General features: G+C 54.7%; 17 protein-coding genes, 1 tRNA gene and 1 riboswitch. Of the genes, 6 read left to right on the top strand and 12 right to left on the bottom strand.

The features are described from left to right. Window positions 1-13: 13 nt before the first annotated feature. The 8 genes from yidD to ACR0QW_RS00990 form a co-directional block, all read right to left on the bottom strand. Window positions 14-223: a membrane protein insertion efficiency factor YidD gene (yidD, locus tag ACR0QW_RS01025; RefSeq protein ID WP_071141718.1), complete on the bottom strand. Its 210-nt coding sequence runs from the start codon at window positions 221-223 to the stop codon at window positions 14-16. A gap of 25 nt (window positions 224-248) precedes the next feature. Next, entirely contained in the window at window positions 249-611 is a 363-nt protein-coding gene (gene rnpA, locus ACR0QW_RS01020; protein ID WP_432641865.1) for a ribonuclease P protein component, read from the bottom strand. A 56-nt stretch (window positions 612-667) separates the two neighbouring features. After that, window positions 668-802, bottom strand: a complete 135-nt coding sequence (rpmH, locus tag ACR0QW_RS01015) for a 50S ribosomal protein L34 (RefSeq protein ID WP_076978282.1) — start codon at window positions 800-802, stop codon at window positions 668-670. Between the two features lie 133 nt (window positions 803-935). Next, window positions 936-1,412 carry a pyridoxamine 5'-phosphate oxidase family protein gene (locus tag ACR0QW_RS01010; RefSeq protein WP_432641864.1) on the bottom strand — a complete coding sequence of 159 codons (477 nt, stop codon included), beginning with the start codon at window positions 1,410-1,412 and terminating at the stop codon, window positions 936-938. Window positions 1,413-1,557: 145 nt separating this feature from the next. After that, complete coding sequence (locus tag ACR0QW_RS01005; protein ID WP_432641863.1) at window positions 1,558-2,973, bottom strand: amidohydrolase; 1,416 nt, start codon at window positions 2,971-2,973, stop codon at window positions 1,558-1,560. Window positions 2,974-3,343: 370 nt separating this feature from the next. Continuing rightward, window positions 3,344-4,387: a GTPase gene (locus ACR0QW_RS01000; protein WP_432641862.1), complete on the bottom strand. Its 1,044-nt coding sequence runs from the start codon at window positions 4,385-4,387 to the stop codon at window positions 3,344-3,346. Next, the gene (locus ACR0QW_RS00995) at window positions 4,384-5,442 is read right to left on the bottom strand and encodes a GTPase (RefSeq protein ID WP_432641861.1); all 1,059 of its coding nucleotides are present in this window, start codon (window positions 5,440-5,442) and stop codon (window positions 4,384-4,386) included. The genes ACR0QW_RS01000 and ACR0QW_RS00995 overlap by 4 nt, the downstream gene beginning before the upstream one ends. A 16-nt stretch (window positions 5,443-5,458) precedes the next feature. After that, entirely contained in the window at window positions 5,459-6,412 is a 954-nt protein-coding gene (locus tag ACR0QW_RS00990) for an asparaginase (RefSeq protein ID WP_432641860.1), read from the bottom strand. A 283-nt stretch (window positions 6,413-6,695) separates the two neighbouring features. Next, window positions 6,696-6,811: riboswitch (TPP riboswitch) on the top strand. Between the two features lie 69 nt (window positions 6,812-6,880). Here ACR0QW_RS00990 and thiS point away from each other — a divergent pair. The 4 genes from thiS to thiH are packed head-to-tail and all read left to right on the top strand — an operon-like array spanning window position 6,881 to window position 9,771. Beyond that, the gene (gene thiS / locus ACR0QW_RS00985; protein WP_432641859.1) at window positions 6,881-7,072 is read left to right on the top strand and encodes a sulfur carrier protein ThiS; all 192 of its coding nucleotides are present in this window, start codon (window positions 6,881-6,883) and stop codon (window positions 7,070-7,072) included. 1 nt (window position 7,073) lies between these two features. Next, window positions 7,074-7,733: a sulfur carrier protein ThiS adenylyltransferase ThiF gene (gene thiF, locus ACR0QW_RS00980; protein WP_432641858.1), complete on the top strand. Its 660-nt coding sequence runs from the start codon at window positions 7,074-7,076 to the stop codon at window positions 7,731-7,733. Continuing rightward, window positions 7,726-8,511 carry a thiazole synthase gene (locus ACR0QW_RS00975; protein WP_432641857.1) on the top strand — a complete coding sequence of 262 codons (786 nt, stop codon included), beginning with the start codon at window positions 7,726-7,728 and terminating at the stop codon, window positions 8,509-8,511. Before thiF ends, ACR0QW_RS00975 begins: the two co-directional genes overlap by 8 nt. A 3-nt stretch (window positions 8,512-8,514) precedes the next feature. Then, window positions 8,515-9,771, top strand: coding sequence for a 2-iminoacetate synthase ThiH (thiH, locus tag ACR0QW_RS00970; protein WP_432641856.1), 1,257 nt, complete (start codon window positions 8,515-8,517; stop codon window positions 9,769-9,771). A gap of 40 nt (window positions 9,772-9,811) precedes the next feature. Here thiH and ACR0QW_RS00965 read toward each other — a convergent pair whose 3' ends face one another. From ACR0QW_RS00965 to ACR0QW_RS00955, 3 genes are all read right to left on the bottom strand, one after another. Beyond that, window positions 9,812-11,149 carry a uracil-xanthine permease family protein gene (locus ACR0QW_RS00965; protein ID WP_432641855.1) on the bottom strand — a complete coding sequence of 446 codons (1,338 nt, stop codon included), beginning with the start codon at window positions 11,147-11,149 and terminating at the stop codon, window positions 9,812-9,814. Between the two features lie 10 nt (window positions 11,150-11,159). Further along, the gene (locus ACR0QW_RS00960) at window positions 11,160-11,744 is read right to left on the bottom strand and encodes a xanthine phosphoribosyltransferase (RefSeq protein ID WP_432641854.1); all 585 of its coding nucleotides are present in this window, start codon (window positions 11,742-11,744) and stop codon (window positions 11,160-11,162) included. A gap of 121 nt (window positions 11,745-11,865) precedes the next feature. After that, window positions 11,866-11,939: transfer RNA gene (locus tag ACR0QW_RS00955), tRNA-Gly, on the bottom strand. Between the two features lie 265 nt (window positions 11,940-12,204). Between ACR0QW_RS00955 and ACR0QW_RS00950 the strand changes: the two genes are divergently transcribed. Next, window positions 12,205-14,253, top strand: a complete 2,049-nt coding sequence (locus tag ACR0QW_RS00950) for an EAL domain-containing protein (protein ID WP_432641853.1) — start codon at window positions 12,205-12,207, stop codon at window positions 14,251-14,253. 117 nt (window positions 14,254-14,370) lie between these two features. On the opposite strand, the gene ACR0QW_RS00945 is transcribed toward ACR0QW_RS00950, so the two are convergent. After that, entirely contained in the window at window positions 14,371-15,111 is a 741-nt protein-coding gene (locus tag ACR0QW_RS00945; protein WP_432641852.1) for a gamma-glutamyl-gamma-aminobutyrate hydrolase family protein, read from the bottom strand. A 307-nt stretch (window positions 15,112-15,418) separates the two neighbouring features. On the opposite strand from ACR0QW_RS00945, the gene dnaA reads away from it, so the two are divergent. Then, entirely contained in the window at window positions 15,419-16,579 is a 1,161-nt protein-coding gene (dnaA, locus tag ACR0QW_RS00940; RefSeq protein ID WP_432641851.1) for a chromosomal replication initiator protein DnaA, read from the top strand. Window positions 16,580-16,853 lie beyond the last annotated feature (274 nt).

Here is a 16,853-nt window from a genome sequence, read left to right as displayed (position 1 = left end):
TTCTTCCTGCTCCTTACGGCACAGGATCATACCCACCCTTGTGGAAGGGATGACATTTTAGTATTCTCTTCACGGCCAGATAGGATCCCTTGAGAAAACCGTATTTCTGGACTGCTTCCAGCGCATATTGGGAGCAGGTCGGATAGAACCTGCACCGGGGCGGAAAACAGGGAGAAATCCACACCTGATAGAAACGGATCAGGGCAATGGCAATCGTTTTCATAGGCCTCTCCGGTAAAACTTTCCTTTTACAGCAGCCCGGCCTTCTTTGCCAGCCGCTGGAACACTTCTTCATAGACTCCATAAGGAGCGCGGGCCAGGCGTTGGCGGGCAACCCACACGATGGATACCTTCCGGTTCAGACGGGTCTGTTCCCTGCGGAACACCTCCCGCATCCGGCGTTTCACCTGGTTGCGCAGCACAGCATGTCCCAGCCGTTTGCCCACGGCCGTACCCAACTGGTTCTGCCCGTTGTCCGAAGGAAGTACATAAAAGACTCCGTATTTATCCACGTAGGACCGGCCTTTTTCGTAGATCTTCTGGAACCGTTCATGGGCCTTCACCCGGTTGGCCTGGGTATACGTATATTTTCCGGGAACGTTCTGTTCCAAAGCTCTGCACCTGCCTTGTAGTAAAATAGGCCGCGAAGAGCGGCCTATCTTATTCTTTATGCAGACAATCTCTTTCTGCCTTTTGCACGTCTTCTCTTTAAGACTTGTTGTCCACCCAGAGTCTTCATTCTTTCTCTGAAGCCATGAGTCTTTTTTCTCCGATTGTTATTCGGTTGAAAAGTTCTCTTCATAATCCTTAACCCTCCCTTGCCTCCAAAGATACGTCAAGATCTATAAATAAGTAAATCGTTTGACAGCTCATATCATTATAAGAGCAAAACGGAAGCGTGTCAATAACTTTGCATAGAAAACCGGCGAAAAGCCTTATTTTTCGTGGACCCGTTTCCCGGTCATATGTTCCGGTACCAGTTCCAGCATGGTCACCCGGCTGGCAGAGCGGGCCATGACCTCATCCACCGATTCCACGGTGGGATAGTATTTCAATCCGATCTTCCGCAGCAGCTGCAGGGCTTTTTCCTTGTCTTCCAGGATGCGGAGCCGGCCGAAGATGGTCACGGAACGCACCGTATAGGCCCAGTCCCCGTCCAGCTTCACCCCGGTGTCATGGACATTGAAGCAGGCCTTTTCGCACCGCTTCAGGGCATCGATTTTGTGGCCCTCGCCGGCACCGTGGAAATAGAGATGGCCGGTTTCCGGATCGTAATAATAATTGAGGGGGACAGCATAAGGATAGCCATCATCCCCGGCAAGAGCCAGGGTGCCCCTTTTTTCCTCCTGCAGCACCTTTCGGCATTCTTCTTCCGAAAAGGCCTGTTTGAAACGTCGCATGGGACGGAACATTTTCATTCAACTCCTTATCATTCATAATTCGTCGTTCATCGTCGGCCCTCACGGGCGGCCAGGGACGGGCTTACCGGGCGACACGGCTGCGCCGATCTTAGTGAGTCCCTACGGAATTAAATCGTACATTCGCTGTGTATCCGGACTATTTATTATACCCCCTCGGCATCACATCCGGCGGGATCGGACATTCGTATTTCTTCCCGCCCAGCCGTTTTTCCAGCTCGGCCCGGGCGGCCTTCACCACTTCCGGCTGTTCAAAGAGGGTCTCTGCCCCCCTGGCCAGCACTTCCGCCGCAAAATAGCAGCCCTTCAGGGCCACACTTCCCTTATCCTGAGAGACCCACTGCCAGGAATGGGCCGATGTGCCGATGGCAAAACAGGCCCCAGCAAACTGGGCCAGAGGCGTCACATAGCTCACGTCCCCAGTGTCCGAGGACCCCATCATCGTGGCGCTGGTGGGCCGATAGGGCAAAATATATGCCCCGCTGGGATCTTTTTCGATCAGTTCCTCCCGCAGTTCCGGATCGGGGAAGGGAGCCATACCAGGATCCTTCCGCACCCGTTCCGGTCCCACCTGATCCTGGAACTTCTTCAGAAAGGCCTTTTCTTCATCCGTACGCTCGGGTGCCCCTACGGCCGTCATGGCATCATACAGCACCTGTCCCAATACCTTGTTGGGCACCAGGTTGGACACAGCCTTGTCGAAGCGGATGCTGAGCTCCGTTTCCGTCATAAGGGCGGCACCCCGGGCGATGTTCACTACCCGGTCATACAGCCGTTTCGTTTCCTCGTTGGTCTTGGAACGGACCAGATACAGCACTTCCGCATGAGGTTGTACAACGTTGGGTGAAACTCCGCCAGCATCCAGGACGGCATAGTGGACCCGTTCGTAGTCCGCCATATGTTCCCGCATGTAGTTCACTCCCACATCCATGAGTTCCACCGCGTCCAGAGCGCTGCGCCCGTTCTGGGGAGCCGCAGCCGCATGGGAGGCCCTTCCTTTGAAGCTGAAAGACGCCTGGATATTGGCCTGGTTGCTGCCCACCATCACTTCGTTCTGGGTACCCGGATGCCAGGTGAGGGCTGCATCCACGTCATCGAACAGCCCTTCCCGGGCCATGTAGGTCTTGCCGCTGCCCCCCTCTTCTGCCGGGCAGCCGTAAACCCTCACGGTTCCCTGACCCGGGTGGGCTTCCAGGTAATCTTTCAGCAGTAGACCTGCACCCACCGCCGCCGTACCCAGCAGGCAGTGGCCGCAGCCGTGGCCGTTGGGATTCCCTTCCCGGGGTTTTTCCTCTGTGATGCCGGACACCTGGCTGAGCCCGGACAGGGCATCATATTCTCCCAGGATAGCAATCACCGGTTTGCCGCTGCCATATTCCGCCATATAGGCGGTGGGCATATGGGCCACGCCTCTGTGTACCCTGAAGCCATGTGCTTCCAGCAGATCCGTCATAGCTTTCGCCGAGCGGACCTCATTGAATTTCAGTTCCGCATACTCCCAGATGCAGGCATTCAGCTGTTCCAGTTCTTTTTTGTAAGATTCCAGATGATCCATGCAAGTCCCCTCCTTGATCAGTAGGCGGGCGCACCGGGCGATATTTTGCCTTCGGCAAAAATCTTGGTGCGCCCCTACGGCATATTACATCGTACGTTCAAATGATCGGTATACATTTGAACCATTGGCATATGTCCAAATCATAGCAGCGTATATCCAAATCCATATCACCGCATGTTCAAACCATCAGCATATGTCCAAACCATACCGACGTACATTCAGATGATTGCCATGGCTCAAATTGTCATTCTCGATATGAATCCATATTGCCCCGTAGGGGCTTACCAAGGGTCCCGAAGGGATCCCGCCCGGTAAGCCCACTGCTATAAAGCAACTGTTGTACAACCTTTGCTGGACACAGGTTGTATGATTACTTCCGCTTGGCATCCAGCTCTTCCAGCAGCCGCTCCCGGGCCAGGTCATAGCAGGCATCGATGTACTGCAGTCCGGACTGACGTACCAGCTGATACCCCAGCAAGGCAGAAGCGGCCTGGCCCACCACCGGCACTGCCTTTAAAAAGCTTCTGGCAGCGAACCGCCGGCCCAGGGTCTTGATAATCACCTTGATTCCTTCTTTGCTCATCCCCCCCAGCACCAGAGCCTTATCCTTCAGGGACACCTTCCGGCTGCTGTGGATGACTTCCGGCGTAATGCCAAAAGACTCCCGGATACACCCGTACATCTGGTACAGGATCAGAAGGTCCACTGCCGCATCCACCCCGATAAGGGGATTCACCCCGTTGTAGGCTGCGTAAGTGCAGCTGCGGCGCACATAGCTCCGGGCCGCCTGCCGTTTGGCGTCCAGCTGCTCCTTTGTCCGTGCTTCTGCCGTCAGGATGTATTTTTCCCGGCGGGCTTCCGGCATCTTCCGAATAATGGCATCATTCAGGGCATCCAGCCCGGAGGGACAATCCTTCCGGGAACACACGAACACCAGCTCAAAATCCTCCCGGCCCAGCTGTTTCGCCACATCCTGCCGGATGGTGTCCTCGCTCTCCGCCAGGCTCCTGTCTTCTTCATAGATCAGATCCGTCTTGTTCCGGACGAAGATACAGGGTTTGCCTTTTGCCGTCAAAAGTTTAAACAGTTCTGTATCCCCTTCATGGAGCTTGTCAGAGAATACGCACAGGAACATGTCATATTGGAAAATATGGAATTTTTTTATAAACTCATTCCACGGAAAGGATTTTGTCCCATAACCCGGCAAATCTATAAAAGTAGCATCCCCATGCTCCACCAGGAGCGGTTCCCGGGTGGTATCCGTCTCCACCCCCACCGGTGCCGCATCCCGGCCGCAGATGGCATTGATCAGGCTGGATTTTCCGGATCCGGGCTGGCCGAACAGCACGATGGTCACGTTCTCCTCATCCAGTTTGTTCAATTGTTCTTGAATGGCTTTTCCGTCTCTGGTCATGCTTCCCCCATCTGGATCTCTGCCTGGAGCCGCTCCAGGGCATAATCATAACACTGGTCGATGTATTTCTCTCCCAAAAAGTACAGGCTGCCGGCGTTAAAGCCCATGACGACCGCACCGCCAACCACAGGGATCAGTCTGGCTGCCCTGCCGGTAGCCCGCTGTCTCAGCAGATAGGTCAGTCCCTTGGTCACCCGTTCTCCAGTGACTCCTTCCGCCAGTTTCTTCACCACCTGGGAAGCCGGCCCGGCAGGCAGCACTTCTTTTTCGCTGACACCAAAGGCTTCCCGGATCGCCCTGTACAGGCTTTTCAGGATCTGGTTGTCGATAGCCGCATCCATGCCAATCACCGGATTCAGCCCATTGGCCGCCGCCAGCACCAGGAACCGTTTCAGGGATTTTTCCGCCGCCTGCCGTTTCAGCTGCAAGGCCTCTTCCGTATAGGCCTTGGCGTGCCGGAAGAACCGACTGCGCTGGGCGTCCGGCAGCAGGACCCCCATGGCCTGTTCCAGTTCCGGGATACCCCGTTTCGTCGCCGGCTGATTCCGGCGGCAGCTGGTGAACACCACCTTTTCCCGGGGACCCACCAGGCTGTGGACATCGGCAACGATTTTCCGTTCCAGCTCCTCCCGGCTGCAGGAAGGATCGTACATCCCGTCAACCTTATTCCGTACAAACAGACATACCCGGCCGGTGCGGGCAATCTTCCCGAAGAAGTCCACATCCGCCTGATGCAGCTTACCGGCGAACACGCACAGGAACAGGTCATACTGCAGGGGATTGAAAGTGCTGAAAAAGGCATTTTCCGGAAACTGACTGGTATCATACCCGGGCAAATCCACATAGATCACATCCGGACATTCCACGATCTGGGCCTGCCGGGTGGTATCCGTGGCCTGGCTCACATGAGCCACCCGCTGCCCTGCCAGTTCGTTGATCAGAGAGCTTTTCCCCGCTCCCGGCTGGCCAAACAGGCAGATCTTGATCTTCTGGTTCTTTTCCCGCTGCCAGGCATTAAAAAACTGATTCACCAGTTGTTTATAGTCCGTGCCCATGGGGTCATTCACTCCTTTACTTGGACTCTTTCTCCGGCTGAGGCTCGTTGGCCAGGGTCCACATGAGTTTCGTCACAGCTGCCTCCAGGGTCATGGGGCCGCCGGATTCCACCCCAGCCTGGGCGGCCAGGATCCCCATGGGATACAGGGACAGATCCACTCCGTCAAACAGGCACTGGCTGACGCAGACCACCCGGACTCCCGCCTTGATGGCCCGCCGGATGGCCGGCAGGATGTTCAGCCGGTCCGTATTCACGCCGCCGGCACCGTAGCATTCCAGCACCAGGCCCTTATAACCGCGCTGGACAGCATAATCGATGATATCCGGCTTCAGCCCCGGAGTCATGGTGATGACCATGACCATGGGTTCCAGCTTCTCTTCCACCCGGAAGCCGCCCACATTTTCCCGGCTGGGCAGATTCTTCTTTACGCCGCCCTTGCCGAAATACAGCACCGGCGATTCGTTGACGCTTTCAAAAGCATTGGGGTTGCGGGTAAAGATTTTCCTGGCACAGTCCCCCTTGATCACTTTATTGCCGAAAGCCACGAACACGCCGGGCAGACCGCTGGCTGCTACGGAAAAAGCCAGTTCCAGGTTGCTCCGGGCATCGCTGTTGGTCATGCTGAGAGGCACCTGCGCCCCGGTAAGTACCACCGGTTTCCCCAGATTGATCAGCATATAGCTCAGCGCACTGGAGGTATAGGCCATGGTATCCGTCCCATGGGTCAGGACAAAGGCATCATAGTCGCTGTAATTATCCCCGATCAAACGGGCCCAGGCGCTCCAGTTGGCCGGTTCCAGGTTGCTGCTGTCCAGAAGGGCCAGGTCCTTGACGGTAATGTCCCCCAGGGTATGGAGCTCCGGTACGGCCTTCAGGATATCGGCCCCCTTCAGAGTGGGTTCCAGTCCGTCATCGCTCACCGTGCAGGCAATGGTCCCGCCCGTGGTCAGAAAAAGTATTTTTTTCATGGATCTTTGCGTCTCCTTGTCTTAAGAGTTCTATAGAAAATATTATATCATATGAAGGACCCAGTTCCAGAAAAACCCTTGCCTTTTCCGGTGATTTTCCTGGTTGTATACGGTTGTTTTAGAATAAAACGATGGTTGCATTATGGTTGTTTTATTGTTTTTTGTAAAATTTTCACTCTCTCGTGGAGAAATCAGCCAGCCAAAAATCCCTGTTGCAAAAACAAAAGGACATGCCTATAATGGAAAACGAACAGAATAGAGAAGCCCGCAGTTGATCATTCGGCTGCACGGCAGGGGAGCTTGCAGGCAGTTGCCGCACAGGCTGAGAGGAAGGTAGGCCCTTCGACCCGTAAACCTGATTTGGATAATGCCAACGTAGGGATGCAGGCACATTTGGAAACTCGAGAGAAGTTACCCGTTTCAGGTGGCTTCTCTTTTTTGTATCCCAAAACCGAAAGAGGTGCCGCTATGATCGTCAATGGAAAAGAAGAACCGGCAGCCGGCCGCACCGTAGCCCAGCTGCTCCGGGAACGCGAAGTACCCCTGGGCAATGTAGCCGTGGAACGGAACGAAGCCATCCTGCCCAGGAGCCAGTATGAGACCACCGTGCTCACGGATGCGGACCGGCTGGAAATCGTCTCCTTCGTGGGAGGTGGCTGACATGCTCTCCCAGAAAGAATGGAACGAAGCCCTGGTGAGCCGCCACGGCAGGACCCGTCAGCAGCAGTTCGCCCGGGGCCGGGTGGTCATCTGCGGACTGGGCGGCCTGGGCAGCCGGGTGGCCGAACTGCTGACCCGGGCCGGCGTAGGGTATCTGCGGCTGGTGGATTTCGACAAACTGGAGCCCACCAACCTGAATCGACAGTTCTACTTCCAGGACCAGCTGGGAAAGTACAAGGCAGATGCTCTGGCTCAGAACCTCCGGCAGATCTCCCCCTACACGGAGCTGGAGCTCCATAAGGAAAAAGTAACGGAAAACAATCTGCCCACCCTGCTGAAAGGGGTGGATGTCATCGTGGAAGCTTTTGATGCACCGGCGGCCAAGGCCCTGCTGGTAAACGGTGCCAGGGAAACCAGCCCCTCAGTTCCCCTGGTAGCTGCTTCCGGTATGGCCGGACTTGCTTCCGGCAATTCAATGGAGATACGTTCTATTTCGTCTTTTTTCTATCTCTGTGGGGATGGAAAGACGGGTATCGAAGCCGGGGACGGGTTGTATGGGGCACGGGTAGGCATCTGCGCCGCCCAGGAAGCCCTGGTCGTCCTGCAGCTTTTGGCAGGAAAAAACAAACAGGAAATCACAGGAGAAGAACATCATGACTGATAAAAATGAAGATCCATTGGTACTGGGTGGAAAGGCCTTCCACTCCCGGTTCATCCTGGGCTCCGGGAAATACTCCCTGCCCCTGATCAAAGCCGCCGTAGAAGAAGCCGGGGCTGAACTGATTACGGTAGCCGTCCGGCGGACCAACACGGAAAAACAGGACAACATCCTGAATTATATCCCCAAAAACGTGACCCTGGTGCCCAACACCTCCGGAGCCCGTACTGCCGACGAGGCCGTCCGTATCGCCCATCTGGCCCGAGAACTGGGCTGTGGAGATTTCGTGAAGATCGAAATCATGAAGGACAGCCGATATCTGTTCCCTGACAACCAGGAAACCATCAAGGCCACGGAAATCCTGGCCAAAGAAGGGTTCACCGTGCTGCCCTATATGTTCCCGGACCTGACCGCCGCCCGCCAGCTGGCAGACGCCGGTGCCGCCGCCGTCATGCCCCTGGCCGCCCCCATCGGATCCAACAAGGGTCTGGTGGCCGGTGAATTCATCCAGATCCTGATCCGGGAACTGGACGTACCGGTCATCGTAGATGCCGGCATCGGCAAACCCTCCCAGGCCTGTGCGGCCATGGAGATGGGGGCGGCGGCCATCATGGCCAACACTGCCCTGGCCACGGCCGGAAATCTGCCCCTTATGGCCCGGGCCTTCCGGGAAGCCATCGAAGCCGGCCGGCTGGCCTGCCGTTCCGGTCTGGGACGGGTACTGAACAGGGGCGGTTCCGCTTCCGATCCTCTTACCGGATTCCTGCGGAAGGAGGGCTGAACCATGGAAGAAGAAAACCATTTCCTGGTGGACGGTTCCCAGCTCACTCCAGAAGCCCTGAAACGGAAACACCAGTTGGAACAGGATCCCTCCTGCCGGAAGGATCCCATGGAATATATGCCCGGTATGGAAGTACTCCATTCTGACGTGCGGGAAAAAGTCATCTCCCAGATGAAAGCCTATGACCCCGGTGCCTACACGGCCCTGGATGTACAGCGGGCCCTGGAGCACGACCAGGCGGATATCGAGGACCTGAAGGCCCTGCTGTCCCCGGCTGCAGCCCCCTTCCTGGAACGGATGGCAGAAAAGGCCCACAACATCACCAGCCGTCATTTCGGCAACACGGTGTATCTGTTCACCCCGCTCTATTTGGCCAACTACTGCGAAAACTACTGTATCTACTGCGGCTTCAACTGCTACAACAACATCCATCGGCTGCAGCTCACCGGCAGACAGATGGAGCACGAAATGAAGGTCATCGCCGACAGCGGTATGGAAGAGATCCTGCTGCTGACCGGCGAAAGCAAGGCCAAAAGCAGCGTGGAGTACATCGGGCAGGCCTGTAAACTGGCCAGCAAATACTTCCGGAACGTGGGACTGGAAGTATATCCCATGAACACCGATGAATACAGGTACTGTCACGAATGCGGCGCAGACTACGTGACCGTATTCCAGGAGACCTACGACCTGAAGAAGTACGAGACGCTTCACCTTCTGGGCCACAAACGGGTATGGCCCTACCGGTTCGACAGCCAGGAACGGGCTCTGCGGGGCGGCATGCGTGGCGTGGGATTCTCGGCGCTCCTGGGACTGTCCGACTTCCGGAAGGATGCCCTGGCCACAGCCCTCCACGTATACTACCTGCAGCGGAAGTACCCCTGGGCGGAAATGAGCCTGTCCTGCCCGCGGCTACGTCCCATCATCAACAATGAATCCATCAATCCCCAGGACGTGGGTGAACGGCAGCTGTGCCAGATTCTGTGTGCCTACCGGCTGTTCCTGCCCTATGCGGGGATCACCGTATCCAGCCGGGAAAGTGCCGCCTTCCGCAACGGCATCGTGAAAATCTGTGCCACCAAGATCTCCGCCGGGGTATCCACTGGTATCGGGGATCACGAAAGCAAGTACACCGGCAAGACGGAAGAAGGCGCAGGCGATGAACAGTTCGAGATCCAGGACAGCCGCAGCCTGAAAAAAATGACCGGCGACATGGCCAGTGAAGGCCTGCAGCCGGTGCTGAATGATTATTTGTATGTATGAAAAAGCCAGGTGTGAAAATGTATTTTTTCACACCCGGTTTTTATTTCATCTCTAAATGATCAGGAAGAATGAAGTTCAGCAGCACAGCCACCACGAATACCACAGCTACACAGTTCTCGGCGAACACGCTCTTCATTAGATCCGGGAAGATCTTGAAAATGGCCGGATTCTGGGTAAACCCGATGCCGATGGACAGGCTCAGAGCCGCAATGGTCATATTCCGCTGGCTGTAGCCGCAATTGCCCAGCATGCGCACGCCGCTGACCACGATGGACCCGAACATCATCAGGGTACAGCCCCCCAGCACGGCATCCGGCAGGGACGCCAGGATCACCCCCAGCACTGGGAACAGGCCGGCAAGGATCATGATTGCCGCCCCGCTGGCTACAGCCTTCCGGTTCACCACATGGGTCATGGCGATCAGCCCCACATTCTGGCTGAAGGAGGTAATGGGCAGACACCCAAACAGGGAAGACAGGGCACTGATGAACCCGTCCACGCAGATGGACCCTTCGATTTCCTTATCGGTAGCATTCCGGCCAAAGCCCATTACCGTCAGGGCCGACGTATCCCCCAGGGTTTCGGTAGCGGACACCAGGAAGATCAGGAACACGGAAAAAATGGCATCCGGATGGAATTCCAGGGTGTAGGGCATGGGCATGGGCAAAGAAAACAGCCCGGCAGAACCCAGTTTGCTCAGGTCCACCATACCGAAGAAGAAAGCAGTGATGTACCCTACAACCAGCCCGAACAGTACGGACAGCTGTTTGTAAAAGCCTTTGGCCTTGATATTGAAAATCAGGCAGGACAGCAGAGTCACGGTACCCACGATCATGAAGGGAGCCTCTCCGAAATGGGGATTGCCGACCCCGCCCCCGAAGGAATTGGCCCCGATGCCCAGCAGGGAGAACCCGATGGAAGTCACCACGCTGGCAGAAACGATGGGCGGGATGAACCGGCGCCACCAGCGGGCAACAAGCCCCAGGCATCCTTCCAGGCAGCCGCCCACCAGGGCAGCCCCCAGAATGGCACTGTAGCCATATTTGGCCCCGATGACGCAGAACGTAGAAACGAAAGTGAAGCTGATGCCCATAATGATGGGCAGCCGGCTGCCCAGATGCCCCACCGGGAACATCTGGAACAAGGACCCTATCCCGGCCATGATCATGGCCGCCTGGATCAGGGCGGCAGCCTGTTCGGTAGGCATCTTCACTGCCCCGGTGACGATCAGGATGGGAGCGATGTTGGCCACAAACATGGCCAGTACATGCTGCAGGCCGAAGGGAACGGCTTTCTTCAGGCTGATCTGTCCGTCGAACTGGTAGATGGAATCCGTAAGGGTCGCCTGCTGCGGCTCCTGTTTGGCTTGTTCTTCCATGATACCTCCCTTAGCGGAATACGATGGTGCCGGTGGCAGCATCCATCTTTTCGATAATGGCCAGGCTCTTTACGTCATAGCCTTTTTTCCGCAGGGCATCTCCGCCGCCCTGGAAACCTTTTTCAATGGCGATCCCCACGCCTTCTACTTCGGCGCCGGCCTGGTGCACCAGGTCAGTCAGGCCTTCTACGGCGCAGCCGTTGGCCAGGAAGTCATCGATGATCAGCACGTGGTCGCCGGCATTCAGGTACTTCTTGGAAACGATGACATGGTTCACCTTGTTATGGGTGAAGGATTTAATCTCGGTGCTGTACACTTCTTTGTCCATGTTGCTGCCGGCGCTCTTCTTGGCAAACAGCACAGGAACCCGGAAATGAACGGCTGTCAGGCAGGCGATGCCGATTCCGGATGCCTCGATGGTCAGGATCTTGTTGATGGGCCGATCCTTGAACAGTTCATAGAATTCCTTACCCAGCTTGCTGATGAAAGGCACATCAATCTGGTGGTTCAAAAAGCTGTCCACCTTCAGCACATCGCCGCTTTTGATGGTGCCGTCAGCCAGGATTTTTTTCTGCAGTAAGTTGTATTCCGCCATGTTTTCCTCCCAATTCAAACCAGAATAAACAATATTATTTTTATAAAGAATAATTATACCATAAAAAGGGACAAAATAGGCAACAAAAAAGGACTGCCTTCGCAGTCCTGCTCTTCTTATGTGGAGCGGGCAATGGGAATCGAACCCACCTCTAAAGCTTGGGAAGCTTTCATTCTACCAATGAACTATGCCCGCATCAGATAAAGTGTATTATACCAGATTTTCTTTTCTCTGTAAAGTTCTTCTTCCCAAACAACTTTAAAACAACCCTTGTATAGTCCCTGTTGTTTTTGTTTTTGTTTTTGTTTTTGTTTTTGTTTTTGTTTTTGTTTTTGTTTTTGTTTTTGTTTTTGTTTTAATCTGATATAATAAGAATATATTTATTCTGCTGTTTCATATATTTGTATATTTTTTGTATATTTGGAGAGATTTGGGAACTTGACGGAAGAAGGGGGCCACCTTGAAGCAAAAAGAGATTCTGCAGCAATTCCATACGTTTTACGATGCTCTTCCGGAAGGTATCTGCCTCATCCGGGACGATAAAGAGGAAACCCTCCTGTTCGCCAACCGGACCCTGCTGGAAATCTTCCAGTGCGCCCATATGGAAGATCTCCAGAAACTGGCCAACGGCCGGTTCCAGCCCCTGGTGGACCCAGTGGATTACAAACCCCTGACCTGGCTGGCCCGCCCCCACGGCTCTCAGTACATCTCGTTCCGTATCCGCACAGCAAAAAACCTTTCCCGCCGTCTGGAAGGTTCCCTGCGGAAAATTGCCTTTCCGCAGGTAGGGATGATATGGGTCCTCTCCCTGACCAGCAGCCTGCAGGATCACTCTGCCATGAAGCAGAATCCTGTCACCGGCCTGATGGGGCTCCATGCCTTCTACCAGGAGGCCAGGAACAAAGCCGTCCTGCGCTGTGCCGGCAGTTCCCAGTCCGACTTTACTCCCGTCTATCTGAACATCACCAATTTCAATATCTATAACGTAACCCACGGCATTCCTGCCGGAGACCGGCTGCTGCGTTTCGTAGCCCGCACCCTGCAGGCTTTCTACCCCAATCAGCTCATGGCGCAAATCAGCGGGGACAGTTTTGCCCTGCTGGCCCCTTCCGGCAATCTGCTTTCCACCCTGACCCAGGTCATCCAGACTGTGGACCGGGCCATCGACAACCCCAACATCACCCTGAAGGCCGGTATCTACCATCCCCGGAAAGGCCAAGCCATCCAGGATATATTCCATGCCTTCGACATGGCCCAGATGGCCTGCAATTCCGTCAAAAAAGATGCCAGCAGTTCCTATGCCTTTTATTCCACCGAGCTGGCAAAAAAACAGCAGCTCCGCTCCTTTGTGCTGGAAAACTTCCAAAAAGCCCTGGATGGAGGCCAGATCCAGGCATACTTCCAGCCCGTAGTCCGCACCCTCTCCGGCAGGCTCTGCGGCCTGGAGGCCCTGGCCCGATGGATCGATCCGGAAAAGGGGATGATTCCCCCTGACAGTTTCATCCCCATCCTGGAGGAGAGCCGGCTCATCCATAAACTGGATGCTTATGTCCTGGATCAGGCCGGCCGCCGCCTTCAGGAACGGCAACTGAAACACCAGCCCCTGATTCCCATTTCCTGCAATTTTTCCCGGCTGGATTTCATCCTGTCCGATCCCTATCAACTGGTGGAGGAAACCATCCGGAAATACCAGCTCCAGCGGAAGTCTCTCTGCATCGAGATCACCGAAAGCGCCCTGATCCACGACTCCTATGCGTTCCGGAAAATCCTGGAAAAATTCCATCAGGTCAATTACCAGCTGTGGCTGGACGATTTCGGCAGTGCCTACTCCTCTTTGAACATCCTCCACAGTTACCATTTCGATGAACTGAAGATCGACAGGGGATTCTGGCAGGACCTGAATGAAAAAGGCAAGAAGATCATCACCTCCATCGTGCTCATGGCCAAGACACTGGGCATCCACACCCTGGCCGAAGGAGTAGAGACTGAAGAACAGGTGGCCTTTCTGAAGAAAATCAACTGTGAAAAGATCCAGGGCTATTACTACAGCAAGCCCCTGCCCTATGAAGCCCTGCTCTGCCATCTGCAAAGCAGGGGAATCCTGACGGAAAACCCTCTGGAAACTCCTCTGTTCGATAAGGCCGGACTGGTCAATGTGCTGACGGATATCCCCATTTCCCTATTCACGTACAACGGTGAATCCATAACCCTGCTGTATGTCAATGAGGCCCACGAAAAATCCCTCCAGTCCATGGGAATCTGGAAGTCGATGACCGAAACCCGGCAGCTCCACGCGGCCAATTTCCCCCAATGGGACAAAGTCCGTGCATTCCTGGACCAGTCCACGGCCTCGTCCAGGAAAAGTTCCATGATCTATGGATACGGAAGCCAGTATTTCCGGCTGTGTATCAGAAAGCTTGCCGAAGCCAATGGCCAGTACCTGTGCCAGGGCGAACTCTACAACGTCACCGTCGACCAGGAAAAACAGGAAACAAGCCGTAAACTGTAAGCCTTCAATATACTGAAAAGGGAGCTGTGAATCCATCCTTCACAGCTCCCTATATTTTTACCGACATCAGCCAGTCACCAGTGACGGGGTGTGAAAAAACATTTTCACACCCCTTTTTTATTTATTTTTGCGGAATTTCTGTACCCGTTTCAAAAAGTCGGCGAACAGTTTTTCCATTTCCGGATGTTCCTGCCACATATTTTCCGGATGCCACTGGACGGCCACCACCTGCTCATGATCATGGCTCTCCACGCTTTCCTGCACCCCGTCCGGCGCTACGGCCGTCACTTCCAGTGCCTCGGCGATTCTGCGGATGGCCTGGTGGTGCCGGGAATTCACATAAGCTGACGCACCCAGGGTACCATACAGACTGCTGCCCGGGGTCAGGGTCACATGATGGGTGGGATACCGGCCGTCCGCTCCCTGAGAATGGCGGATGGTGCACTGGGGATTTTCGCTCTGAAGGTCCTGGTACACATTGCCGCCCAGGGCGATGTTAATCAGCTGGCAGCCCCGGCAAATGCCAAAAATGGGTTTGCCTGCCTCATAAAAGGCCTTGAACAGTTCCAGTTCGAACACATCCCGCTTGTAGTTGGCGCCCCCCACCTTCCACCGGGGTTCCTCCCCAAACAGAGTAGGGTCCACATCCGGGCCGCCGGGGATGATCAGTCCATCAAACAGATCCACATAATCCTCCCCTTTTACGCCCTGCACATCGGGCAGGATCACCGGGATGGCTCCCAGTTTGGCAATGACCTCCACCAACCCCCGGGGAGCAAAGGGAGCCTTCACATGGTTGGTCACATCGGAGGCATGGGAATAAGTATCAGCCGTAATGGCAATGCGCAATTTGGACATGGATGTCCCTCCTTTGATTTTTCGTGCTGCAAGTGGTTCCATTATAAGAAATTCTTCCCCTCCTCGCAACCACAGGGTTTTCCACAGAACGCACGTTCGAGAAAATCCCGCCAGCCCTGTATCCACGGACTTTTCCCCAGAGTTATCCACACCTGTGGATAACTTTCTGTGGAAAACTGCCTTCCCTGTGGAAAACCCCTGTTTTCCCGCCGGAAGCCTGTTTGAAGCTTCCAGCAACGGAAGTTATCCACACTTTCATCCTGTATGATATAATGGAACCATTATGAAAGGGAAAGGAGGCCCTGCCATGGCCCGCAAGAAACTGGTGGAAATGGACCTGTTCGCCGATTCCGGAGCCGCTGTCGGCGCAGAGGATACCCATCCTGCAAAAGCTCAGGAAACGGCCCTGAAACAGCCTGAAAAGCCCCAGCCGCCCCATCCTTTCCGTACCAATCTGTCTCCTCATTATACGTTCGACAATTTCGTGGTGGGCAACTCCAACCGGTTTGCCAAAGCGGCAGCCATGGCTGTAGCCAACAACCCGGCCAATGCCTACAACCCGTTCTTCCTGTTCAGCAATTCCGGCCTGGGCAAGACCCATCTGATGAACGCCATCGGGAACCAGATCCTGGCTGCCCACCCAGCTATGAAGATCCTTTACATTTCCAGTGAGACCTTCACCAACGAGCTGATTGAAAGTGTGGAACACAACCGGCTGGAAGCCTTCCGGGAAAAATACCGCAATATCGACGTGCTGCTCATCGATGACATCCAATTCCTGCGAAACAAGGAATCCACCCAGGAGGAATTCTTCCATACCTTCAACACCCTGGAAAAGGCCAACAAGCAGATCATCATCTCCAGCGACCGGCCCCCGGCAGAGCTGGATACCTTGGAGGAACGGATGATCAGCCGGTTCAATTCCGGCCTGACGGCTGATATCCAGCATCCGGATCTGGAGACCCGGATGGCCATTCTTCAGAACAAGGCTCATACAGACAAAGTACCATTTCCCCGGGACGTCATCCTACTCATTGCCAGCAGCGTTACCAGCAATATCCGTGAATTGGAAGGAGCCTATAACAGAGTCTGCGCTTATGCAAGTCTGACCCGGAAACCCATCACCCTGGAACTGTGCCGCAGCACCCTGAAGGAACTGAACCTGATGGAAACACCCCGCTTCATCACCGTGGAAACCATCCAGCAGGTAGTAGCGGACCACTTCCGGCTGCACCTGTCGGAACTCAGCGAAAAGAAACGGACCAAACGGGTGGCTGTGCCCAGGCAGATTGCCATCTACCTGACCAAGGAAATGGCAGGGCTCTCCCTGAAGAAAATCGGGGAATGTTTCGGTGGCCGGGACCACAGTACTGTGATCCACGCCTGTGAAAAAATCCAGCGGGAACGGGAAAAGGACCCGGAACTGAACAAAGAAATCGAAGCTTTGATTCTGGAATTGCGCAAATGACCGTGGATGTTGCAAATCGCGACATTCACGGTTATTTTTTACACGTATTTTTTATTCTCCTGTAATGGATGTCCCTGTTCTCGAAACAGTTTTGATTTTCACAGCAAAAAACGGGAAATCGTTTTCCACAGGGTCCCGACGATTTCTACTCCCCGAAAAGCCCCATGGAATGGGATTATCCACATCGTTATCCACACCTGTGGATAACTTCCGGTGGAAAACCCTGAAAGCTGTGGAAAACCCTAAAAAGGCTTCTAGAGCCATGTTCCGGCCA

Source organism: Acidaminococcus sp., assembly GCF_050873445.1.
In the GTDB taxonomy this organism is placed as follows: Bacteria; Bacillota; Negativicutes; order Acidaminococcales; family Acidaminococcaceae; genus Acidaminococcus.
This window is presented reverse-complemented; position numbering and strand designations above follow the sequence as displayed.